Raw genomic sequence first — 21,921 nt, forward strand, 5'->3', positions numbered from 1 at the left:
GGAGTGGTGGCATGAATCGCGAAATGTTGATGTTGGTGGATGCGATCTCGCGCGAGAAGAACGTCGAGCGTGACGTCGTCTTCGGCGCGGTCGAATCCGCACTGGCGCAAGCCACCAAGAAGCTCCATCAGGGCGACGTGGACATCCGCGTCGCGGTCGATCGCGACAGCGGCGACTACGAGACCTTCCGCCGTTGGCATGTCGTGCCCGACGAGGCCGGCCTGCAGCTGCCCGACCAGGAAATCCTCCTGTTCGAAGCCAAGGAAGAAATGTCGGACATCGAAGTCGGCGAGTACATCGAAGAAGCGGTGGACTCGGTGCCGATCGGCCGCATCGGCGCCATGGCCGCCAAGCAGGTCATCCTGCAGAAGATTCGCGATGCCGAGCGCGAGATGCTGCTCAACGACTTCATGTCGCGCGGCGACAAGATCTTCGTGGGCACCGTCAAGCGCCTGGACAAGGGCGACATCATCGTCGAGGCAGGCCGCGTCGAAGGCCGCCTGCGCCGCAGCGAGATGATCGCCAAGGAAAACCTGCGCAATGGCGACCGCGTGCGCGCCATGATCATGGAAGTCGACCTGACGCTGCGCGGCGCGCCCATCATTCTTTCGCGCTCGGCCCCCGAGTTCATGATCGAGCTGTTCCGCCAGGAAGTGCCCGAGATCGAACAAGGCCTGCTCGAAATCAAGAGCTGTGCTCGCGACCCCGGTTCGCGCGCCAAGATCGCCGTGCTCTCGCACGACAAGCGCGTCGATCCGATCGGCACCTGCGTCGGCGTGCGCGGTACCCGCGTCAACGCCGTGACCAACGAGCTCGCCGGCGAGCGCGTGGACATCGTGTTGTGGAGCGAAGACCCGGCCCAGTTCGTGATCGGTGCGCTGGCCCCGGCCAACGTGTCGTCCATCGTTGTGGACGAAGAAAAGCACGCCATGGACGTGGTGGTCGACGAGGAAAACCTCGCGATCGCCATTGGCCGCGGCGGCCAGAACGTGCGCCTGGCTTCCGACCTCACCGGTTGGAAGATCAACATCATGGACGCCAACGAGTCGGCCCAGAAGCAGGCGAGCGAAACCGACGCCAGCCGTAAGCTCTTCATGGAAAAGCTCGACGTCGACGAAGAGATCGCCGACATCCTCATTTCCGAAGGCTTCAACAGCCTCGAAGAGGTGGCCTACGTGCCGATCTCAGAAATGCTGGAGATCGAGGCCTTCGACGAAGACACCATCAATGAGCTGCGCTCGCGTGCCAAGGATGCGCTGCTGACAATGGAAATCGCCAAGGAAGAGGGTGTCGAGCCCCAATCGGCAGTGTCGCAAGACCTGCACGATCTCGAAGGCCTGGACCCCGAGCTGATTCCCAAGCTGACCGAAGCGGGTGTGAACACCCGTGACGACCTTGCCGACCTCGCGGTCGATGAACTCACCGAGATCACCGGCCAGAGCGCCGATGACGCCAAAGCCCTCATCTTGAAAGCCCGCGAACACTGGTTCGCCGGCCAAGAGTGACGGTCATGGAGGCACGAAACCAATATGTCCAGTACCACTGTCGCCGAGTTCGCGAACGAGCTCAAGAAGACTCCCGAAACCTTGCTTGACCAGCTCAAGAGCGCAGGCGTGCCCAAAGCGGCCGCCACCGATGCACTCACCGAGGCTGACAAGCAGCGCCTGCTCGGCCATCTGAAGGCCAGCCACGGCACTGTCGAGCCCGAGCGCAAGAAGATCACGCTGACCAAGAAATCGACCAGCGAGATCAAGCAGGCCGACGCCACCGGCCGCGCCCGCACCATCCAGGTGGAGGTGCGGAAGAAGCGCACCTTCATCCAGCGCGAGGATGGCCATCCGGCCACGCCCGAACACGCGCAGCAGGCCGCCGAAGCCCCGGCAGCCGCACCGGCCGCACCCCGCGTAGACGAAGCCGAACTGGCCCGCCGCGAGGAAGAAGCGCGCCGCCAGGCCGAGCTGATCCGCCGCCAGGAAGAAGAGCTGGCCGAAAAGCGTCGCCTGCGTGAAGAAACCGAAGCACGCGAACGCGAACAGGCTGAAAAAGCCGAACGCGCCGAACAAGCCGAGCAGGAAGCCGCTCGTATCGCCGCCGAAAAGAAGGCTGCCGCCATCGCGGAGGCCGCGGCAGTGAACGCTGCCGCCAGGTCAGCCGCCGCGCCGGCCGTGGCGCCAGCGCCCGCAGCGACAGCGGCTGATGCTGCTGCCGCCGCCGCGGAGCAACAGGCTGCCGACACCAAGCTCGCCGCGCAGACCGCTGCGATGCAGGCCAAGGAAGACGCGAAGGCCAAGGCTGCGGCCGAATCGAAGGCCCGTGCCGACGAGGAAGCTGCGCGCGCCAAGGACCTCGACGAGCGGCGCCGCAAGGCCCTTGCCGAAGCCGAAGCCATCCGCGCCATGATGAACGCACCGGCCCGCGTGCTGGTGCCGCACAAGGCGCCCGAGAAGCCGCAGCCCGAGAAGGCCGCGGTCAAGGGCACGCTGCACAAGCCGGCTGCACCCGCAGCGCGCCCAGGCGCGCCTGCCGCGCCCGGCGCCGCAGCAGCACCCGGTGCCGCAGGTGCCGGCAAGGAAGTCAAGTCAGCGAAGCTCTCGTCGAGCTGGGCTGGCGATCCCGCCAAGAAGAAGGAAATCAAGACCCGCGGCGATGCCAGCGGCGGCGTCGGTCGCGGCAATTGGCGCGGAGGCCCGCGTGGGCGTCGCGGCAACGACCGTGGCGGTCATGACGAGCAGCACGCACCGGCCGCACCGGTCGAGGCACGCGTACTCGAAGTGCACGTGCCCGAAACCATCACCGTGGCCGAGCTCGCGCACAAGATGGCCGTCAAGGCGCAGGAAGTCATCAAGCAGCTGATGAAGCTTGGGATGATGGCGACCATCAACCAGTCGCTCGATCAGGACACCGCGATGATCATCGTGGAGGACATGGGTCACAACGCCGTGGTTGCCGCGCTGGACGACCCGGAAGCCTTCACCGACGAGGACGTGTCGGCGCAAACAGCCGAAGCCCTGCCGCGCGCACCGGTCGTGACCGTCATGGGCCACGTCGACCACGGCAAGACCTCGCTGCTCGACTACATCCGCCGCGCCAAGGTCGCCGCGGGCGAAGCCGGCGGCATCACGCAGCACATCGGCGCGTACCACGTGCAAACCGAACGCGGCATGGTGTCCTTCCTCGACACCCCGGGTCACGAGGCCTTCACGGCCATGCGTGCCCGCGGTGCGCAGGCCACCGACATCGTGATCCTGGTGGTGGCGGCCGACGACGGCGTCATGCCCCAGACCAAGGAAGCCATCAAGCACGCGAAGGCGGCAGGTGTGCCGATCGTGGTTGCGATCAACAAGATCGACAAGCCCGATGCCAGCCCGGACCGTGTGAAGCAGGAACTGGTGGCCGAAGAGGTCGTGCCCGAAGAGTACGGCGGCGACGTGCCGTTTGTGCCGGTGTCCGCCAAGACGGGCCAGGGCATCGACGACCTGCTCGAGCAGGTGCTGCTGCAGGCCGAAGTGCTGGAACTCAAGGCGCCGGTGGATGCCGCCGCCAAGGGCCTGGTCATCGAAGCCCAGCTCGACAAGGGCCGCGGCCCGGTCGCCACCGTGCTGGTGCAGTCCGGCACGCTCAAGACCGGCGACGTGGTGCTGGCCGGCTCGACTTACGGCCGCGTTCGCGCCATGCTGGACGAAGACGGCAAGTCGACCAAGGCCGCGGGCCCCTCGATCCCGGTCGAGATCCAGGGCCTGACCGAAGTGCCGCAGGCGGGCGACGAGTTCATGGTGATGAGCGACGAGCGCCGTGCGCGCGAAATCGCCACCTACCGTGCCGGCAAGTTCCGCAACACCAAGCTGGCGAAGGCGCAAGCCGCGAACCTGCAGAACATGTTCACCGACCTGTCGGTCGGCGAAGTGCAGACGCTGCGCATCATCATCAAGGCCGACGTGCAGGGCTCGCAGGAAGCGCTGGCGCAATCGCTGCTCAAGCTGGCGACGGACGAGGTCAAGGTGCAGGTGGTGTACGCGGGCGTGGGTGGTATCAGCGAAAGCGACATCAACCTCGCCATCGCCTCCAAGGCGGTCGTGATCGGCTTCAACGTGCGTGCCGATGCCGGTGCGCGCAAGCTGGCCGAAGGCAACGGCGTGCAGCTGAACTACTACAGCATCATTTACGACGCCGTGGACGAGATCAAGGTCGCGATGTCGGGCATGCTGGCGCCGGAGCGCCGCGAGGAAATCATCGGCTCGGCCGAGATCCGCACGGTGTTCGTGGCCTCGAAGATCGGTACGGTCGCGGGTTCGTACATCACCTCGGGCTCGGTCAACCGCAGTGCGCACTTCCGCCTGCTGCGCGACAACGTGGTGATCTACACCGGCGAAGTCGACTCGATCAAGCGCATGAAGGACGATGTCCGCGAAGTCCGCGAAGGTTTTGAGTGCGGTATCAAGCTCAAGAACTACAACGACATCAAGGAAGGCGATCAGCTCGAGTTCTTCGAAATCAAGGAAATCGCCCGGACGCTGTAAGCGTTCGAAGCGAGAGAGTCCATGCCGAAAAGAAAAGCCGCCGCCCCCAACCGCGCGTTCAAGGTTGCTGACCAGATCCAGCGCGATCTGACGGAGCTGATCGCGCGCGAGTTGAAGGACCCGCGCGTGGGCATGGTCACGATCCAGGCGGTCGAGGTCACGCCGGACTATGCGCATGCGAAGGTCTTCTTCAGCCTGCTCACGGGCGACGTGGACGAGACCACCGAAGCGTTGAACCAGGCCGCGGGATTCCTGCGCAACGGCCTGTTCAAGCGCCTGCATATCCACACCGTGCCCACGCTGCACTTCCTGTTCGACCGCACCACCGAGCGTGCAGCCGACATGAACGCGCTCATCGCGCAGGCCGTCGCTTCGCGTTCGAAAGACGACTAGCCATGAACGCGCCACGCACACGGGTGCAGCGGCGCCCTGTGCATGGGGTGTTGTTGCTCGACAAGCCGCTGGGACTCTCCAGCAACCAGGCCTTGCAGAAGGCCAAGTGGTTGCTGCGCGCCGAAAAGGCGGGCCATACCGGCACGCTCGATCCGCTCGCCACGGGAGTCCTGCCGCTGTGCTTTGGCGCGGCCACCAAATTCAGCCAACTTCACCTTGACGCCGACAAGACCTACGCGGCCACGGCCCGTCTGGGCGTCAAGACCGCGACCGGCGATGCCGAAGGCGACGTGATCGCCGAGCGGCCCGTGCACGTCACGCCGGAAGACCTGGCGCGCGTGGAAGCGCAGTTCACAGGCCCGATCCGCCAGGTGCCCCCGATGCACAGCGCACTCAAGAAAGACGGCAAGGCGCTGTACGAGTACGCCCGCGAAGGCATCGAAGTCGAGCGCGCGCCGCGCGACGTGGTGATACACAAGCTCGAACTCGCCGCCATCGATGACAACACGATCCGCATTCTTGCCGCCGTCAGCAAGGGCACCTACATCCGCACCCTCGGCGAAGACATCGGCGAGGCGCTGGGCTGCGGTGCGCACCTGACCTCGTTGCGCCGCACCGCCACTGGCGGCTTCGTCGAAGCCCAGTGCATCACGCTCGAGGCGCTCGAAGCCTTGGACGAAGAAGGGCGACTGGCACGGCTCCTGCCTGCCGAAGCTCTGGTGGACGGCCACAGCCGCGTCACGCTCGGCGCGGAAGATTCGGCACGTTTTCTCTCGGGCCTGCGCCGCCGCGGCAGTTGGGCCGATGCGAGCGAGGTGGCCGTGTTCGGCACCGAGCCACCTGCCTTCCTCGGCACGGCCCACGTCACGGCCGGCGAACTGATACCGGGGCGCTTGCTGAACCCCATCGAAATCCAGCAAATTCTTTTGAACGCACAACAGATCGAAGCGACACCATGAGTACCAACCAAATCCGCAATATCGCCATCATTGCCCACGTGGACCATGGCAAGACCACGATGGTCGACCAACTGCTGCGCCAGTCCGGCACCTTCGCCGAGCACGAGAAAGTGGTCGACACGGTGATGGACAACAATGCCATCGAAAAGGAACGTGGCATCACGATCCTGGCCAAGAACTGCGCCGTGACCTGGGAAGGCACGCACATCAACATCGTCGACACCCCGGGCCACGCGGACTTCGGCGGTGAAGTGGAGCGCGCGCTGTCGATGGTCGACGGCGTGGTGCTGCTGATCGATGCACAGGAAGGCCCGATGCCGCAGACGCGCTTCGTGACCAAGAAGGCGCTGGCCCTGGGCCTGAAGCCTATCCTCGTGGTGAACAAGGTCGACAAGCCCGGCGCGAACCCCGACAAGGTGGTCAATGCCGCCTTCGACCTGTTCGACAAGCTCGGCGCAACCGACGAGCAGCTGGACTTCCCCGTGGTGTACGCCTCGGGCATCAACGGCTGGTCGTCGCTGGAAGAAGGCGCACAGGGCGAGCAGTGGGGCCCTGACATGTCGGCCCTGTTCAACACCATCCTGAAGCACGTGCCGTCGCAAAAGGGCGACCCCGCCGCGCCGCTGCAACTGCAGATTTCCGCGCTCGACTTCTCGACCTTCGTCGGCCGCATCGGCGTGGGCCGCATCAGCCAGGGCACGCTGAAGCCGATGACGGACGTGATCGTGATGGAAGGTCCGGATGGCAAGGCCGTGAAGGGCCGCGTCAACCAGGTGCTGACGTTCCAGGGCCTGGACCGCGTGCAGGCGACCGAAGCCGGCCCCGGCGAGATCGTGCTGATCAACGGCATCGCAGACATCGGCATCGGCGTCACCGTGACCGACGCCGCCAACCCGGCGCCGCTGCCGATGCTCAAGGTCGACGAGCCGACCCTGACCATGAATTTCTGCGTCAACACCAGCCCGCTGGCCGGCCGCGAAGGCAAGTATGTCACCAGCCGCCAGATCTGGGACCGCCTGCAGAAAGAACTGCAGCACAACGTGGCGCTGCGCGTGAACGAGACCGACGAGGAGGGCGTCTTCGAAGTCATGGGCCGCGGCGAACTGCACCTGACCATCCTGCTGGAAAACATGCGTCGTGAAGGCTATGAAATGGCCGTGTCGAAGCCGCGCGTGGTGTTCCGCAACGTCAACGGCGAAAAGCACGAGCCCATCGAGCTGGTCACGGCCGACATCGAAGAGCAGCACCAGGGCGGCGTGATGCAGGCACTGGGCGAGCGCAAGGGCGAACTCGTCAACATGGAACCGGACGGCCGCGGCCGCGTGCGCCTCGAGTACCGCATTCCGGCGCGTGGCCTGATCGGTTTCACGAACGAGTTCCTGAACCTGACGCGCGGTTCGGGCCTCATCAGCAACATCTTCGACAGCTACGAGCCGCACAAGGGCGAGATCGGCAGCCGCAAGAACGGCGTGCTGATCTCCATGGACGACGGTGAAATCTTCACCTACGCCCTGGGCAAGCTCGACGATCGCGGCCGCATGTTCGTGAAGGCGAACGACCCGGTGTACGAAGGCATGATCGTCGGCATCCACAGCCGCGACAACGACCTGGTGGTAAATGCCACGCGCACCAAGCAGCTGACGAACTTCCGCGTCTCGGGCAAGGAAGACGCGATCAAGATCACGCCTCCGATCGAACTCACGCTCGAATACGGCGTGGAATTCATCGAGGACGACGAGCTGGTCGAAATCACGCCCAAGAGCGTGCGCCTGCGCAAGCGCTACCTGAAGGAACACGAGCGCAAGCGCGCAGGCCGCGACACGTCGCAGGGCTGATCGCTTTCGGATTGCAGCCCCCTTCATGCGCCTGACGCACGGCAGCGCCGTCTGGCTGATGGCCGTCGTGACCCTGATGTGGGGCACGGCGGGCGTCGTTACGCGGCACCTCGCACAGGCGCACAGTTTCGAGATCACCTTCTGGCGCAGCTTCTTCACGATGCTGGCGCTGCTGGTGATCTTGCCGCTTTGGCGGGGGCGCGCGGTGTTTTCGCAGCTGCGTCATGCCGGGCGCGAACTCTGGATCTCCGGCGTGTGCTGGGCCGTGATGTTCACGGCCTTCATGGTCGCGCTCACGCTGGCTTCGACGGCCAGCGTGCTCGTCACGATGTCGCTCGGGCCGCTGTTCACTGCGTTGGCGGCGCGCTTTTTCATCGGGCATCGGCTGCCCGCGCGCACCTGGCTGGCCATCGTGGTCGCGGGGGCCGGCATCGGCTGGATGTACGGCACGCAACTGCTGCAGGGCGGCGGCGGTTCACTGGCCGGTACGCTCGTTGCGCTGTGCGTGCCTTTGGCCGGCGCGACCAACTGGACCGTGGTTCAACACGCGCAAGCCAAGGGTCGCAGGATCGACCTGGTACCTGCCGTGCTGATTGGTGCGGTGCTCTCGGCGCTGTTCACGTTGCCCTTCGCCTGGCCCTTCAGGGCCAATGCGCATGATCTCGGGCTGCTGGTTTTCCTGGGCGTGTTCCAGCTCGCCATTCCCTGTGTGCTCTCGGTGCTGTGCGCCCAGGTGCTGAAGGCGCCTGAGGTCGCGTTGCTGGCCTTGCTGGAGGTGATCTTCGGCATCGCGCTGGCCTGGATCGGCGCGGGAGAACGGCCTGCAGCGAGCGTGCTGACCGGCGGGGTGCTGGTCATCGGCGCGCTGGTGTTCAACGAACTGCTGGCATTGCGTGGGCGGCGCAGCACGATCGCCGACACCGCGGTGCCGGGTGCCCACTGAGGGGCCGATTTTGCCGCGTGCGGTTCGGATCTCCTCCACACCGCGAAACCAGAAAAAAACGCCGGCAGATGCCGGCGTTTTTGCGTCAGATCCGCAGGGGATCAGGGACGGGCAACCTTCCAGGCGCCGTTCAGGACACCATCGCCGGTCTTGTCGCCGGGCTTGGCATCCTTCGCCCAGTAGTACAGCGGCCAGCCCTTGTAGGCCCACTGGCGCTTGCCGTCTTCGCGAATGATGATGGTGTAGCCGCCGATGGGCTTGGCGGCGTCGGCCACGCCGAGCGGGGGCCAGTTGGTGGCGCACTGGGCGTTGCAGGCGGAGGTGCCGGAGCCCGCGGTGTCCTTGGCGAAGGTGTACAGCGTCATCCCGTTCGGTCCGACCAGCACGCCGTCAGCGGTGCGGGTGGGCGTGTCGGGCGCGCTGGCGGTCTTGTTGGACATGCCGCCGCAGCCGGCGAGCAGGGCCGCCGCGAGGATCGAGGCGCTGAGCAATTTCATGCAGTTTCTCCTTCAGTTGAAAAATCGCGACAACAAGCTTGGTGACAGGCCAGGCGAGATGATTGCGCGAGCCGGCAGTTTATGCGGTCGGCACGACAAATTGCGGTAGGCCGGGGTCGCGAGTTCGAGCAAAAGGGTCGTGCGGCAACCTGCCGGGGATGGCGCCTGCAGAAAAGACTCAGCGGCTGCGGTTCTTCATCGCGCGCTCGACCTCGCGCTTGCCTTCGCGGTCCTTGATGGTGTCGCGCTTGTCGTGCTCGGCCTTGCCCTTGGCGAGCGCGATCTCGCACTTCACCTTGCCGGCTTTCCAGTGCAGGTTGAGCGGCACCAGCGTGTAGCCCTTTTGCTCGACCTTGCCTATCAGGCGACGGATTTCGTCCTTCTTCAGAAGCAGCTTCTTGGTGCGGACCGAATCGGGATTGACGTGGGTGGACGCGCTCTTGAGCGGGTTGATCTGGCAGCCGACGACGAACAGTTCGCCGTTGCGGATCACCACGTAGCCGTCGGTGAGCTGCACCTTGCCTTCGCGCAGCGATTTGACTTCCCAGCCTTCGAGGACCATGCCGGCCTCGAAGCGCTCTTCGAAGAAATAGTTGTACGCGGCCTTCTTGTTGTCGGCGATGCGGGAGGAGGTGTCTTGTTTCTTTGTGGCCATGACTCGGGAATGTGGGGGCTGCATGGCTTCAATACAATCCGTCGCGCACGCTGTGCCGATTCTATGAAAACAGTCAACAAGTCCGTCCTCATCTGGTACAGCGCCGAAGAGATGTATGCGCTCGTCACCGATGTGGCGAGGTATCCGCAGTTTCTTCCGTGGTGCGACAAGGCCCGCATTCTCGAGCAGGACGAGGCCGGCATGACGGCCGAAGTCGGTCTGGCATTCGCCGGTTTGCACCAGAGCTTCACGACCCGCAACACGCACGTGCCGGGGCGCGAGGTACAGCTGAAGCTGGTCGACGGGCCATTCTCCAACCTCGATGGCAAATGGAAGTTCGTGCCCGTGGGCGAGCAAGGCGAGCGCGCCTGCCGCGTCGAGCTGCACATGAGCTACGGCTTCAGCAACTTCGCCCTGCAGGCACTGGTGGGGCCGGTGTTCGACACCGTCGCCTCCAGCCTGGTCGAGGCGTTCGTCAAGCGCGCCGAGCAGGTCTACGGCTCGTCCTGATGATCATCGAGGTCACGCTCAGCTGCTCGCCGGCAGCGCGCGAGGTGTTCGAGCAGGTCCTGCGGCTCGCACCCGACACGACGCTGGCCGATGCGGTCAGGGCCAGCGACCTTTCCCTGCGCTTTCCGGATCTGGATTGGCGGCACGCCATGACCCCGGGCATCTGGGGCAAGGTGGTCGAGTGGGAGCAGGCCCTGAAGGACGGCGACCGCATCGAGCTGTGCCGTCCCCTCAAGGTGGACCCCAAGGTGGCGCGCCGGGAGCGGTTCCAGCGCCAGGGTGCTCGGGGCACAGGCCTGTTTGCGAATCGCCGCAAGGGCGGCAAGGCCGGCTACTGAGCGCCAGTTACTTGCAGTCGCTGTTGATGACCGTCTGAAGGCGCTTCTGCTCGGCGGCGCGCGCAGCGTCGTCCATGATCTCGCGCTCGCCCTGCGCATTGACCTTGGCAATGCGGATGCCGCTGTCGACCGTGGCCTTGCCCTGGCGCGCGAGCGCGCAGTTGTCGGCCTTGGCCTTCGCAACCTTGGCTTCTTCCGCAGCCCGCTTGGCTTTTTCCTCGGCCTCGGCCTTCTTGGTCTTTTCCTCGAGTTCCTTGTCGACGCCGGTGGGCTTCGGCGTGCCCGCCGTCTTGGCAGGTGCACCAGCCTCCGCATTCGCGCCTTCGGCGGGCGATGCATCGACGTTGGGATTCGCGCGCGGCACCGGCGGCGGACCCACGCGGCGCAGGATGTTCTTCTCCGGCACATCGGGCGGTGGCGCCTGATCGCTGAAGACCTTCTTGCCGTTCTTGTCGACCCATTGCCATTGCGCGCTCGCCGACAGCGGCAGCGCAACGACACATCCCAGTACCAGCCAGTGCACGAATTTCATCCCTGAAGTTTAGCCGGGCCTTACTTTTTGCAACATGCGGGGTGGGTGGTTTTGCAACGCTTCGAAAAAGCCCGGCCCGGCAAACAGGTCGGGGGCCTCGTTACAATCCATCTTTTGGAGCTTCACCCATGCGCCTTCTCGGCAAAGCGCTCACCTTCGACGACGTGTTGTTGGTGCCAGCGTTCTCTCAGGTCCTGCCCAAGGACACCTCTCTCGCCACCAAATTCTCCCGCAACATCACGCTGAACCTGCCGCTCGTCTCGGCGGCCATGGACACCGTGACTGAAGCCCGCCTCGCGATCGCCATCGCGCAGGAGGGCGGTATCGGGATCGTGCACAAGAACCTCACCGCGCAACAGCAGGCCGCCGAAGTGGCCCGCGTGAAGCGCTACGAGTCGGGCGTGCTGCGCGACCCCGTGGTGATCACGCCGACGCACTCGGTGCGCCAGGTGATGGCGCTGTCCGACCAGCTCGGCATCTCGGGCTTCCCGGTGGTCGACGCCGGCAAGGTGGTCGGCATCGTCACGGGACGCGACCTGCGCTTCGAGAACCGCTACGACGTGCCCGTCAGCGAAATCATGACGCAGCGCGACCGGCTCATCACCGTGCCCGACGGCACCACGCTGGCCGAGGCCAAGGCGCTGCTGAACAAGCACAAGCTCGAACGCCTGCTGGTCATCAACGGCGACTGGGAGCTCAAGGGCCTGATCACCGTCAAGGACATCACCAAGCAGACCAGCTTCCCCAACGCCGCACGCGACGCCAACGGTCGCCTGCGCGTGGGCGCGGCGGTCGGTGTGGGTGACGGCACCGAAGAGCGCGTCGAAGCTCTCGTGAAGGCCGGCGTCGACGCCATCGTGGTCGACACCGCGCATGGCCACAGCGCCGGCGTGATCGAGCGCGTGCGATGGGTCAAGAAGAACTATCCGCAGGTCGACGTCATCGGCGGCAACATCGCCACCGGCGATGCCGCGCGCGCACTGGCCGACGCTGGCGCCGACGCGGTCAAGGTCGGCATCGGCCCTGGCTCCATCTGCACCACCCGCATCGTGGCCGGCGTGGGCGTGCCGCAGATCATGGCGGTCGACAGCGTCGCCACTGCACTGCAAGGCACGGGCATTCCGCTGATCTCCGATGGCGGCGTGCGCTACTCGGGCGACATCGCCAAGGCCATCGCGGCCGGCGCCAGCACCGTGATGATGGGCAGCATGTTCGCCGGTACCGAAGAGGCGCCGGGCGAAATCGTGCTGTACCAGGGCCGCAGCTACAAGAGCTACCGCGGCATGGGCTCCATCGGTGCGATGCAGCAGGGCAGTGCCGATCGGTACTTCCAGGAGTCGACCACCGGCAACCCGAACACCGACAAGCTCGTGCCCGAGGGCATCGAAGGCCGCGTGCCCTATAAGGGCTCGATCGTCTCCATCGTCTACCAGATGGCCGGCGGCGTGCGTGCCAGCATGGGCTATTGCGGCTGCGCCACCATCGCGGACATGCAGAACAAGGCCGAGTTCGTCGAGATCACCACGGCCGGCATTCGCGAGAGCCACGTCCACGACGTGCAGATCACGAAGGAAGCGCCGAACTACCGCGCTGAATAAGCTCATTCTGGCCAGACCTTGAAAATCGGGCCAGACTGAGTTTAGAATTTGGGCCAGATTCAGATTTTTCTGGCCCAAATGCAATCCATCGGCATCGCTGAAGCCAAGAACAACTTCTCGGCCCTGATCGACCTGGTCGAAAAGGGCGAGGAGGTTCGCATCACCCGCCACGGCAAGGAAGTCGTGCGCATGCTGCCGGTGCGCCGCAAGCCGGTCATCACCGACGAGCAGATCGAGCGCGAACTCGGGCAGATCGATGCGCTGCACGCCGCCATCCAGCCGGGTCTGCCACTGCGCGTATTGCTCGACGAAGGGCGCCAATCGTGACAGCCTTCGTCATGGACGCCTCGGTGACCTCCGCCTGGCTGCTGCCCGACATGGCCAGCGAACACACCCGCAAGCTCTACGCCGCCATCCGCCGCGACGAGGTCGAGCCGCAGGCACCGAATGCCTGGCAATGGGAGTGCGCCAACATCCTCGCCAACGGCGTGCGCAGCGGCCGCATTCCGACGTCGGCAGTCGAAGGGCTGTGGAGCGTGCTCGACGCCATCCGTCACCGCGTCGAACTGCACGAGCTCGCGCCCGCACAGCACAAGGCCGTGCTCGCCGTGGCCATCGACGTTGGCGTGTCGCTCTACGACGCCGGCTACCTCTGGCTCGCCAAGTCGCTCAATCTCCCGCTCGCCACCTTCGACGAGCAACTCATCCAGGCAGCGCCCCAGGCGGGCGTGAAGCTGTTCGACATTTCAACGCTCTGAGTCCCAACGCCCATGCAACACGACAAGATCCTCATCCTCGACTTCGGCTCGCAAGTCACGCAACTGATTGCACGCCGCGTGCGCGAAGCCCATGTGCTCAGCGAGGTGCATCCCTGCGACGTCACCGACGAATGGGTGCGCGAATACGCGGCCGACGGCCATCTCAAGGGCGTGATCCTGTCGGGCAGCCATGCCAGCGTGTACGAAGAAACCACCGACAAGTGCCCGCAAGCCGTATTCGACCTCGGCGTGCCCGTGTTCGGCATCTGCTACGGCATGCAGACCATGGCGCATCAGCTCGGCGGCAAGGTCGAAGGTGGCCACAAGCGCGAGTTCGGCTTTGCGGCCGTGCGCGCCCATGGCCACACCGCGCTGCTGAAAGACATCTCGGACTTCACCACGCCCGAAGGCCACGGCATGCTCAACGTGTGGATGAGCCATGGCGACAAGGTCACCGAACTGCCTCCGGGCTTCAAGCTCATGGCCAGCACCGACAGCTGCCCCATCGCCGGCATGGCCGACGAGGCGCACCGCTACTACGCGCTGCAGTTCCACCCCGAAGTGACGCACACGGTGCAGGGCAAGGCGATCATCGAGCGCTTCGTGCTCGGCATCTGCGAAGCCAAGCCCGACTGGGTCATGCGTGATCACATCGCTGAAGCGGTCGAGAAGATCCGCGAGCAGGTGGGCGATGAAGAAGTCATCCTTGGCCTCTCGGGCGGCGTCGATTCGAGCGTGGCCGCTGCGCTGATCCACCGCGCCATCGGCGACCAGCTCACCTGCGTGTTCGTCGACCACGGCCTTCTGCGCCTGAACGAGGGCGACATGGTCATGGAGATGTTCGAAGGCAAGCTGCATGCGAAGGTGATTCGCGTGGATGCCAGCGACCTGTTCCTCGGCAAGCTCGCCGGCGTGAGCGACCCCGAAGCCAAGCGCAAGATCATCGGCGGCGAGTTCGTCACCGTGTTCAAGCAGGAAGCCGCCAAGCTCAAGGCCGGCGATGGCGGCCACAAGGGCGCGACCTTCCTCGCGCAGGGCACCATCTACCCCGACGTCATCGAGTCGGGCGGCGCCAAGAGCAAGAAGGCCGTCACCATCAAGAGCCATCACAACGTGGGCGGCCTGCCCGAGCAGTTGGGCCTGAAGCTGCTCGAACCGCTGCGCGACCTGTTCAAGGACGAAGTGCGCGAACTCGGCGTGGCGCTCGGCCTGCCGCCCGAGATGGTGTATCGCCATCCGTTCCCCGGCCCGGGCTTGGGCGTGCGCATCCTCGGTGAAGTGAAGAAGGAATACGCCGACCTGCTGCGCCGCGCCGACGCGATCTTCATCGAAGAGCTGCGAAACTTCACCGACGCCGAAACGGGCAAGACCTGGTACGACCTCACGAGCCAGGCTTTTACCGTGTTCCTGCCAGTGAAGAGCGTGGGCGTGATGGGCGACGGCCGCACCTATGACTACGTGGTGGCGCTTCGCGCCGTGCAGACCAGTGACTTCATGACCGCCGACTGGGCAGAGCTGCCCTACGCGCTGCTCAAGAAGGTGTCGGGGCGGATCATCAACGAGGTGCGTGGCATCAACCGCGTGACGTACGACGTGTCGAGCAAGCCGCCGGCGACGATCGAGTGGGAGTGAAATCAGGTCCCTTCGGGGACTATCGCTTGCGCGCTTGCGTTATCGAAACACTGGCTCTTAGAAGCGTCGACATGCTTACCGCGATCGACACCAATGCGTAGTGAAGTACGCCGAGTCAAGGCTCTGTCGCCCGCAGTTCGTCGTGCAGCCAGTCGACCAGCTTGACCGCATCCGGCCGGCGACTGAGGTGAGGCGCAATCCAGATCGAAAGCCGGTTGGGGCCGCGCACGAAGCCTAGCGGCGCAACGAGCGTGCCGCTGGTCAGGTCATCACGCACAAGCATCCGCGGCACGTTGGCGAGTCCCAGTCCGCAGCGCGCTCCTTGGATCAGCAGATAGAAGTGGTCGAACGACTCATCGACGCGCAACTCCATGTCAGCCTGAGTAGTGCAGCGAGCCCAGTCGTCCCAGGCGCTCGGCCTTGTGCGCGAAGCCATGAGCCGGGCGCGTGCCAAATCGCTCATCGACTCGATGCGCGTCTTGCGGAGGTACTCCGGTGAACACACCGGTCCCACCCACTCGGGCGCCACGTCGGCTCGCACGGCATCCTTGGGCGCCTCGATCGACGACAGGCGGATTGCCACGCTGACGTTGTCGCGCGCAAAGTCGACCGGGCCGTGGCTCATGTTGAAGCGAAGCTCGATCTCCGGATGGGCGTCCTTGAAGCGGTTCAGTCGAGGCAGGAGCCAATACATCATGATCGACTCCGAACACGCCAAGGTCAGCGGCCCCGGCGTCAGTTGTTCCACGCTCGACTGAATCAGGCTGAAGGCCGTGGAAAGCCCATCAGCCAGTCGCTGACCTTCCAACGTCGGCACGGCGCCTTGCGCGTTGCGTTTCAGCAGGGCTAGCCCCACCGAGTCCTCCAGCATGCGGATGTGTCGGCTCACGGCGCCGTGCGTGACCGACAGCTCCGCGGCCGCCGCGCTGAAGCTGCGCAGGCGCGCCGTCGCTTCGAAGGCACGCAAGGCATTCAGCGACAAGCGAAGTGGCGAGTTCATGTGTGCTCTCCCGGCTTAGGGTCAACCCGCGCGTATTGTGAGATTTCATCACAGCATTTAGAAATTATATCGTTTGCTTCACTCGGATGGGTCGCATATTCTTTGATCCATCAAAGACATAAGCTCACAGCCACATGAACCACATCGGCCCGCGTCAAGAGTTCACCGCCCGCTATTTCGTCGAAAGCTCGGTCGCCTCCGAAAAGATCGCGCAGGTGATCGCCGGCGAACAGTCCAGCGGCACCTTCCTCTCGCTGCCCGGTGAGACCGATGAACTGAAAGAGCGCTCCCGCGCGCGGATCGTCGGCATCAAGCCGCTCACCCCCGGGCTTCAGCCGACGCTTCCGAGCGCCTATGTCGATCGGCATCCGCACGGCGGCGTCTTCCACCGCGCGGAGATTGAGATCGCGTTCCCCGTAGCCAACGTCGGTGCCAATCTGTCGAGCCTGCTGGCCACCATCGCGGGCAACCTGTACGAGCTCGGTGAAGTCACCGGCCTGCGCCTGCTCGACCTCGATCTCGCCCCTGACTACGCCGCGCAGTTCGCCGGCCCCGCCTTCGGCATCCCCGGCACCCGGCGTCTCGCCGGAGTCCACGGCCGGCCGTTGATCGGCACCATCATCAAGCCGAGCATCGGCCTCACGCCCGTACAGACAGCCGAACTGGTCGACAGCCTCTGTGCAGCCGGCATCGACTTCATCAAGGACGACGAACTGATCGCCGACCCGCCGTACGCGCCGTTCGACGGGCGCCTGCGGGCCGTCATGCCGGTGTTGCAGCGCCATGCCGATCGCCTCGGTCGCATGCCGATGTACGCGATCAACATCTCAGGTTCGGTCGACGAGATGCTGCGCCGCCACGACGCTGTGCTCGCCGCAGGCGGCAGCTGCGTGATGGTGAGCATCAACTGGGTCGGATTCAGCGCCGTCGAACACCTCCGCCGCCACTCGCAGTTGCCAATCCATGGCCATCGCAACGGCTGGGGCGCGTTCACGCGCCATGGCGGGCTCGGCTTCTCGTTCCAGGCCTACCAGAAGCTCTGGCGCCTGGCGGGCGTGGATCAGCTGCACGTCAACGGCATTCGCAGCAAGTTCTGGGAGCCGGACGAATCGGTGATCGCCTCCGCGAAGGCCTGCCTGACGCCCTGGGCCGGTCTGCAGCCGCTGCTGCCGGTGTTTTCATCCGGCCAGTGGGCCGGCCTCGCACCCGACCTGTACGGCGCGCTGGGTGCGGTCGACCTGATGCACCTCGCGGGCGGCGGAATCATCGGCCACCCCGACGGCATCGCCGCCGGCATGGCCAGCATGCGTGAAGGCTGGGAGGCGGCCGTGGCCGGCGTCAGCCTGGACCGCTACGCCGAATCGCACCCCGCGCTGCAACGCGCGCTGGTTCATTTCGGCAATCTGTAGAGGCTCGCATGAAGCTCGCCTTCTATGGTGACGATTTCACCGGGTCCACCGATGCGCTCGAGGTACTGGCCTTTGCCGGTCTGAACTGCGCGCTGTTCCTTGACGTGCCCGACGAGCAGACGCTGCTCGAGTTCGGACCGTTCGACGCGATCGGCGTGGCGGGCGCGAGCCGCGCGATGTCGCCGGCCGAGATGGACGCGCAGCTCGCACCCGTGCTCGCAGCGATGTCCCGCCTGCCTGTGCCGCTGGTGCACTACAAGGTCTGCTCGACCTTCGACAGCTCGCCGGCCATTGGCAGCATCGGGCGGGTAATGGACCTGTCGCGCACGGCCTTCGGTGACATCGCGATTCCCATCGTGGCCGCCACCCCGGCGCTCGGCCGCTACTGCGCCTTCGGCAATCTGTTTGCGCGCTCCGGCACCGACGGCCGTGTGCATCGCATCGATCGCCACCCGATCATGAGCGTGCATCCCGTGACGCCGATGCACGAGGCGGACCTGGCGCGCCACCTCGGAGCGCAGACCGCGATGCCCGTCATCGGCTTCACGCTGCCGCAGCTCGCACTCGACCGCGCTGCGATGGCGGGCGAGCTGCAGCGCGTGGTCGATGCCACGTCGGGCGGCGCGGTGCTGCTGGACGGCACCACGACCGAGCACCTGACCGAGGCCGGCCGGCTGCTCGCTGGTCTGGCTCAGGGCCGCCAGACGCCCTTGTTCTGCATCGGCGGTTCGGGTCTCGAGTACGCGCTGACGCAGTGGTGGCGCGAGACCGGCGCCCTGCCGGCCATCCCGACCACGCATGACCGCTTCGACGGCGTCCCCCAGGTACTGGCGATCTCAGGCAGCGCTTCGCCGCTGAGCGCGTTGCAGATCGACGCGGCCGTTGACGCGGGCTTCGTCGAGTTGCCGGTGGACGCCGCCGCGTTGGTCGCCGCGAACGACCCCGCAGCGGAACTCGCCCGCCTCGTCGAACAAGCCTTGCTGGCGCTGCGCGCCGGCCACAGCGTGATGCTGCACAGCGCGCGCGGCCCGAAGGACCCGCGCATCGAAGCGATGCTGTCCGCGCTCGCAGAGCAAGGCATGAGCCGAGAGCAGTCCCGCCATGAAGGCGGCCGCCTGCTAGGGCACCGCTTCGGCGACCTCGTCGATGCGCTGCTGCGCGCGCATCCCCTGAAGCGCCTGCTGCTGTCGGGCGGCGATACCTCCAGCCATGTCACGCAGCGACTGGCACCGCAGGCGCTGCGTGTCGTTGCTCGCCTGGCACCAGGTGCACCGCTGTGCCGCGCCATCTCGCGCGAGCCGCATCTGGCACAGCTCGAAATTGCGCTCAAGGGCGGCCAGATGGGCCAGCCCGACTACTTCGTCAAGGCGCTGCGCGGTACGGCCGACGCTCGCCCCTCACTTCCATAAACAACAGGAGACTCAACCATGACTTCGATTGACCGCCGCCGCGCCCTCGTGACCGGTGCCGCACTGATCAGCGCACCGGCATTGGTGCTGCCGCGCTTCGCTCGCGCAGCCGAATTTACCTACAAGTTCGGGACTAACCTGCCGGCGACGCATCCACTCAACGTGCGTGCGATGGAGGCCGCCGAGCGCATCCTGAAAGACACGGGGGGCCAGGTCCAGATCAACGTCTTCCCGAACAACCAACTCGGCAACGACGCCGACATGCTCTCGCAGCTGCGCGCCGGCGGGCTCGAGTTCTTCACCGTCTCCGGCGTGAACGTGCTGTCGCAGCTCGTGCCCGTCTCCTCGATGTGGGGCCTGGGATTCGCTTGGGCGAACGACGAGGCCGTCCACAAGGCGCTGGACGGCGATCTCGGCAAGTTCCTGCGCGCGCAGTTTCCCAAGGTCGGCCTGATGGCGATGGACACCGTGTGGAGCTCCGGCTTCCGGCAGATCACCAACAGCGTGCGGCCGATCAACACGCCCGACGACCTCAAGGGCCTGAAGATTCGCGTGCCGGTGAGCCCTCTGTGGACCTCGCTGTTCAAGCACCTCGGCGCCGCATCCGCTTCCATCAACTTCGCGGAGACCTATTCGTCTCTGCAAACGAAGGTGGTCGATGGTCAGGAGAACCCTTTGGCGATCATCTCGATCGCGAAGCTCTACGAGGTGCAAAAGTACTGCTCCATGACCAACCATATGTGGGATGGCTATTGGTGCATGACGAACCAAAAGGTCTGGGACCGCATCCCCGAGAAGGCGCGGCCCATCATTGCCAAGCACCTGAACCAGGCCGCGCTCGACATGCGCGCCGATGGCGCGAAGCTCGACGCCTCGCTACGGCCCGAGCTGGCGTCCAAGGGGCTGACCTTCAACGACCCGAAGGTCGGGCCTTTCCGGGAGCGGCTTATTGCATCGGGCTTCTACACCGAGTGGAAGAAGAAGTATGGCGATGAGGCCTGGGCTTTGCTCGAGAAGCACACCGGCAAGCTGGGCTGACCGACATGCACGCCGCCCCAATGTCCGAAGACGACCTGCAGCGCGGCGTCGTCGCAGCCTGGGCGCAGCGCGCCCATCAAGGGCTGGGCCGCCTGCTCGGCCTGCCCGTTGCGCTGCTGGTGGCCGCCGAAATCGCCGTGCTTCTGGCCGGCGTGGTCGCGCGCTACGTGTTCCACCACCCGTTGATCTGGTCAGACGAGGTCGCCTCGATCCTCTTCCTGTGGCTGGCGATGCTGGGCTCTGCGGTCGCCTTCCAGCGCGGCGAGCACATGCGCATGACGGCCGTGGTGGGCAAGCTCGCACCCGAAATGCGCGCCTTCCTCGACGTGCTCGCTACCGCCGCGGCGCTGGCGTTCCTGCTCCTCGTGCTGCCGCATGCGTATGAGTACGCGGTGGAGGAGGCGATGATGCGCACGCCGGCGCTGGACCTGCAGAACTCCTGGCGCGTGGCCGCGATGGCCACCGGCTTCGGGGCGATGGCACTGCTGGCCATTTTGCGGCTGGCCGCTGTGGGCCGGCCCCGCCAGGTGGCGGCAGCCGTCGGGCTGGTCGTCGCCATCATGGTCTTGATGACGCTGCTTCAGCCGGTGTGGCGACAACTCGGCAACGCCAATCTGGTGGTCTTCTTCGTGATCGTCGTCGCTGGGGCGGTGTTCGCCGGCGTGCCGATTGCCTTCGCCTTCGGCCTTGCAACGCTTGGCTATGTGATGTTGACGACGAACACGCCCGTTCTGATCGTCGTCGGTCGCATGGATGAAGGCGTCAGCCACCTGATCCTGCTGTCGGTGCCGCTGTTCGTCTTTCTCGGCCAGCTGATCGAGATGACCGGGATGGCGCGTGCGATGGTGGCCTTCCTCGCCAGCCTGCTGGGTCACGTGCGCGGGGGTCTGCACTACGTGTTGCTCGGCGCGATGTACCTCGTCTCCGGCATCTCGGGTTCGAAGGCGGCCGACATGGCGGCCGTGGCACCGGTGCTGTTCCCCGAGATGAAGAAGCGCGGCGCCAAGGAAGGCGACCTGGTCGCGCTGCTGTCGGCCACCGGGGCGCAGACCGAGACCATTCCGCCGTCCATTGTGCTGATCACGATCGGCTCGGTCACCGGCGTGTCGATCGCCGCGTTGTTCACCGGCGGCCTGCTGCCAGGCCTTGTGCTGGCCGTAACGCTGATGGCGGTGGTGTGGGCCCGTTATCGGCGTGAAGACCTGAGCGGCGTGCAGCGCGCCAGCCGGCGTGAAATCGGTCGGGCGTTTCTGATTGCGCTCCCGGCCATCGCGCTGCCGTTCATCATCCGCGCCGCTGTGGTGGAAGGTGTCGCGACTGCCACAGAGGTCTCGACCATCGGCATCGCCTACGGCGTGCTCGCCGGCCTGCTGATCTACCGGCAGTTCGACTGGAAGCGGGTCTATCCGATGCTCGTGGACACCGCCAGCCTGTCGGGCTCGATCCTGCTGATCATTGGTGCGGCCACCGCGATGGCCTGGGGACTGACGCAATCGGGCTTCTCGAACACGCTGAGCCAGGCGATGCGCGCGCTTCCCGGCGGTGCCGCTGGCTTCATGGCGGTGTCGATCGTCGCCTTCATCGTGCTGGGCAGCGTGCTCGAGGGCATCCCCGCCATCGTGCTGTTCGGCCCGCTGCTGTTTCCGATCGCCCGGGCGGTGGGCATCCACGAGGTGCACTACTCGATGGTGGTCATCCTCGCGATGGGCCTCGGCCTGTTCGCGCCGCCCTTCGGTGTGGGCTACTACGCCGCCTGCGCGATCGGCCGCGTCAACCCCGATGCCGGCATCCGGCCGATCGGCGCCTACATGCTGGCCTTGTTCGTCGGCCTCGTGATCGTCGCGGCGGTGCCGTGGATCTCGATCGGCTTCCTTTGAACCCTTCTTATCGGTACCCGA

Annotated in this window: 20 protein-coding genes; 16 read left to right on the top strand and 4 right to left on the bottom strand. The window is 65.5% G+C overall.

What is annotated here, in order from left to right:
- The first annotated feature begins 11 nt into the window (after positions 1-11).
- The 6 genes from nusA to ACCD11_RS00670 are packed head-to-tail and all read left to right on the top strand — an operon-like array spanning position 12 to position 8,647.
- Entirely contained in the window at positions 12-1,505 is a 1,494-nt protein-coding gene (nusA, locus tag ACCD11_RS00645) for a transcription termination factor NusA (RefSeq protein WP_056596656.1), read from the top strand.
- 24 nt (positions 1,506-1,529) lie between these two features.
- Entirely contained in the window at positions 1,530-4,517 is a 2,988-nt protein-coding gene (gene infB / locus ACCD11_RS00650) for a translation initiation factor IF-2 (RefSeq protein ID WP_413311697.1), read from the top strand.
- A 21-nt stretch (positions 4,518-4,538) separates the two neighbouring features.
- The gene (gene rbfA / locus ACCD11_RS00655; RefSeq protein ID WP_007832256.1) at positions 4,539-4,910 is read left to right on the top strand and encodes a 30S ribosome-binding factor RbfA; all 372 of its coding nucleotides are present in this window, start codon (positions 4,539-4,541) and stop codon (positions 4,908-4,910) included.
- 2 nt (positions 4,911-4,912) lie between these two features.
- Positions 4,913-5,869: a tRNA pseudouridine(55) synthase TruB gene (truB, locus tag ACCD11_RS00660; protein WP_413311699.1), complete on the top strand. Its 957-nt coding sequence runs from the start codon at positions 4,913-4,915 to the stop codon at positions 5,867-5,869.
- Entirely contained in the window at positions 5,866-7,704 is a 1,839-nt protein-coding gene (gene typA, locus ACCD11_RS00665) for a translational GTPase TypA (RefSeq protein WP_007832252.1), read from the top strand. Before truB ends, typA begins: the two co-directional genes overlap by 4 nt.
- 25 nt (positions 7,705-7,729) lie before the next feature.
- Complete coding sequence (locus ACCD11_RS00670; protein WP_413311702.1) at positions 7,730-8,647, top strand: DMT family transporter; 918 nt, start codon at positions 7,730-7,732, stop codon at positions 8,645-8,647.
- A gap of 101 nt (positions 8,648-8,748) precedes the next feature.
- Here the strand turns inward: ACCD11_RS00670 and ACCD11_RS00675 are convergent, their stop codons facing one another.
- A complete protein-coding gene (locus ACCD11_RS00675) occupies positions 8,749-9,144 on the bottom strand; it encodes a hypothetical protein (protein ID WP_007832248.1) in 396 nt (131 codons plus the stop codon).
- A gap of 178 nt (positions 9,145-9,322) precedes the next feature.
- Positions 9,323-9,799: an SsrA-binding protein SmpB gene (gene smpB, locus ACCD11_RS00680; RefSeq protein WP_007832247.1), complete on the bottom strand. Its 477-nt coding sequence runs from the start codon at positions 9,797-9,799 to the stop codon at positions 9,323-9,325.
- Positions 9,800-9,862: 63 nt separating this feature from the next.
- Here smpB and ACCD11_RS00685 point away from each other — a divergent pair, with 63 nt between their 5' ends.
- The gene (locus tag ACCD11_RS00685; RefSeq protein WP_413311704.1) at positions 9,863-10,309 is read left to right on the top strand and encodes a type II toxin-antitoxin system RatA family toxin; all 447 of its coding nucleotides are present in this window, start codon (positions 9,863-9,865) and stop codon (positions 10,307-10,309) included.
- Entirely contained in the window at positions 10,309-10,647 is a 339-nt protein-coding gene (locus ACCD11_RS00690; protein WP_007832243.1) for an RnfH family protein, read from the top strand. Before ACCD11_RS00685 ends, ACCD11_RS00690 begins: the two co-directional genes overlap by 1 nt.
- 7 nt (positions 10,648-10,654) lie before the next feature.
- On the opposite strand, the gene ACCD11_RS00695 is transcribed toward ACCD11_RS00690, so the two are convergent.
- Complete coding sequence (locus tag ACCD11_RS00695; RefSeq protein WP_413311706.1) at positions 10,655-11,179, bottom strand: DUF4124 domain-containing protein; 525 nt, start codon at positions 11,177-11,179, stop codon at positions 10,655-10,657.
- A 128-nt stretch (positions 11,180-11,307) separates the two neighbouring features.
- Between ACCD11_RS00695 and guaB the strand changes: the two genes are divergently transcribed.
- The 4 genes from guaB (at position 11,308) to guaA (ending at position 15,167) form a co-directional block, all read left to right on the top strand.
- On the top strand, positions 11,308-12,777 hold the full coding sequence (gene guaB / locus ACCD11_RS00700) for an IMP dehydrogenase (protein WP_007832241.1): 1,470 nt from the start codon (positions 11,308-11,310) through the stop codon (positions 12,775-12,777).
- Positions 12,778-12,855: 78 nt separating this feature from the next.
- Positions 12,856-13,104 (top strand): type II toxin-antitoxin system Phd/YefM family antitoxin, encoded by a 249-nt coding sequence (locus tag ACCD11_RS00705; RefSeq protein ID WP_413311708.1) that lies wholly within the window; start codon positions 12,856-12,858, stop codon positions 13,102-13,104.
- Positions 13,105-13,115: 11 nt separating this feature from the next.
- Entirely contained in the window at positions 13,116-13,535 is a 420-nt protein-coding gene (locus ACCD11_RS00710; RefSeq protein ID WP_413311999.1) for a type II toxin-antitoxin system VapC family toxin, read from the top strand.
- A gap of 12 nt (positions 13,536-13,547) precedes the next feature.
- A complete protein-coding gene (gene guaA / locus ACCD11_RS00715) occupies positions 13,548-15,167 on the top strand; it encodes a glutamine-hydrolyzing GMP synthase (RefSeq protein ID WP_413311710.1) in 1,620 nt (539 codons plus the stop codon).
- 115 nt (positions 15,168-15,282) lie between these two features.
- Here the strand turns inward: guaA and ACCD11_RS00720 are convergent, their stop codons facing one another.
- Positions 15,283-16,167, bottom strand: coding sequence for a LysR substrate-binding domain-containing protein (locus tag ACCD11_RS00720; RefSeq protein ID WP_413311712.1), 885 nt, complete (start codon positions 16,165-16,167; stop codon positions 15,283-15,285).
- 134 nt (positions 16,168-16,301) lie between these two features.
- Between ACCD11_RS00720 and ACCD11_RS00725 the strand changes: the two genes are divergently transcribed.
- Genes ACCD11_RS00725 through ACCD11_RS00740 form a run of 4 tightly spaced genes read left to right on the top strand, consistent with a single transcriptional unit; the run spans position 16,302 to position 21,900 of the window.
- A complete protein-coding gene (locus ACCD11_RS00725) occupies positions 16,302-17,576 on the top strand; it encodes a ribulose-bisphosphate carboxylase large subunit family protein (protein WP_413311714.1) in 1,275 nt (424 codons plus the stop codon).
- Between the two features lie 8 nt (positions 17,577-17,584).
- Complete coding sequence (locus tag ACCD11_RS00730) at positions 17,585-18,985, top strand: four-carbon acid sugar kinase family protein (RefSeq protein ID WP_413311716.1); 1,401 nt, start codon at positions 17,585-17,587, stop codon at positions 18,983-18,985.
- Between the two features lie 18 nt (positions 18,986-19,003).
- Positions 19,004-20,023: a TRAP transporter substrate-binding protein gene (locus ACCD11_RS00735; RefSeq protein WP_413311718.1), complete on the top strand. Its 1,020-nt coding sequence runs from the start codon at positions 19,004-19,006 to the stop codon at positions 20,021-20,023.
- A 5-nt stretch (positions 20,024-20,028) separates the two neighbouring features.
- The gene (locus ACCD11_RS00740; protein WP_413311720.1) at positions 20,029-21,900 is read left to right on the top strand and encodes a TRAP transporter large permease subunit; all 1,872 of its coding nucleotides are present in this window, start codon (positions 20,029-20,031) and stop codon (positions 21,898-21,900) included.
- The last annotated feature ends 21 nt before the right edge of the window (positions 21,901-21,921 follow it).

This window comes from Variovorax sp. Varisp36 (assembly GCF_047304235.1).
Classification (GTDB): domain Bacteria; phylum Pseudomonadota; class Gammaproteobacteria; order Burkholderiales; family Burkholderiaceae_C; genus Variovorax.

Bases quoted from the DNA above. Each gene is read 5' to 3' on its own strand.
- ACCD11_RS00705 (WP_413311708.1), top strand. From the start codon at position 12,856: ATGCAATCCATCGGCATCGCTGAAGCCAAGAACAACTTCTCGGCCCTG.
- ACCD11_RS00735 (WP_413311718.1), top strand. From the start codon at position 19,004: ATGACTTCGATTGACCGCCGCCGCGCCCTCGTGACCGGTGCCGCACTG.
- ACCD11_RS00725 (WP_413311714.1), top strand. From the start codon at position 16,302: ATGAACCACATCGGCCCGCGTCAAGAGTTCACCGCCCGCTATTTCGTC.
- infB (WP_413311697.1), top strand. From the start codon at position 1,530: ATGTCCAGTACCACTGTCGCCGAGTTCGCGAACGAGCTCAAGAAGACT.
- ACCD11_RS00720 (WP_413311712.1), bottom strand. From the start codon at position 16,167: ATGAACTCGCCACTTCGCTTGTCGCTGAATGCCTTGCGTGCCTTCGAA.
- guaA (WP_413311710.1), top strand. From the start codon at position 13,548: ATGCAACACGACAAGATCCTCATCCTCGACTTCGGCTCGCAAGTCACG.
- ACCD11_RS00740 (WP_413311720.1), top strand. From the start codon at position 20,029: ATGCACGCCGCCCCAATGTCCGAAGACGACCTGCAGCGCGGCGTCGTC.
- truB (WP_413311699.1), top strand. From the start codon at position 4,913: ATGAACGCGCCACGCACACGGGTGCAGCGGCGCCCTGTGCATGGGGTG.
- guaB (WP_007832241.1), top strand. From the start codon at position 11,308: ATGCGCCTTCTCGGCAAAGCGCTCACCTTCGACGACGTGTTGTTGGTG.
- ACCD11_RS00695 (WP_413311706.1), bottom strand. From the start codon at position 11,179: ATGAAATTCGTGCACTGGCTGGTACTGGGATGTGTCGTTGCGCTGCCG.
- ACCD11_RS00675 (WP_007832248.1), bottom strand. From the start codon at position 9,144: ATGAAATTGCTCAGCGCCTCGATCCTCGCGGCGGCCCTGCTCGCCGGC.
- ACCD11_RS00685 (WP_413311704.1), top strand. From the start codon at position 9,863: ATGAAAACAGTCAACAAGTCCGTCCTCATCTGGTACAGCGCCGAAGAG.
- rbfA (WP_007832256.1), top strand. From the start codon at position 4,539: ATGCCGAAAAGAAAAGCCGCCGCCCCCAACCGCGCGTTCAAGGTTGCT.
- ACCD11_RS00730 (WP_413311716.1), top strand. From the start codon at position 17,585: ATGAAGCTCGCCTTCTATGGTGACGATTTCACCGGGTCCACCGATGCG.
- nusA (WP_056596656.1), top strand. From the start codon at position 12: ATGAATCGCGAAATGTTGATGTTGGTGGATGCGATCTCGCGCGAGAAG.
- ACCD11_RS00710 (WP_413311999.1), top strand. From the start codon at position 13,116: ATGGACGCCTCGGTGACCTCCGCCTGGCTGCTGCCCGACATGGCCAGC.
- smpB (WP_007832247.1), bottom strand. From the start codon at position 9,799: ATGGCCACAAAGAAACAAGACACCTCCTCCCGCATCGCCGACAACAAG.
- ACCD11_RS00670 (WP_413311702.1), top strand. From the start codon at position 7,730: ATGCGCCTGACGCACGGCAGCGCCGTCTGGCTGATGGCCGTCGTGACC.
- ACCD11_RS00690 (WP_007832243.1), top strand. From the start codon at position 10,309: ATGATCATCGAGGTCACGCTCAGCTGCTCGCCGGCAGCGCGCGAGGTG.
- typA (WP_007832252.1), top strand. From the start codon at position 5,866: ATGAGTACCAACCAAATCCGCAATATCGCCATCATTGCCCACGTGGAC.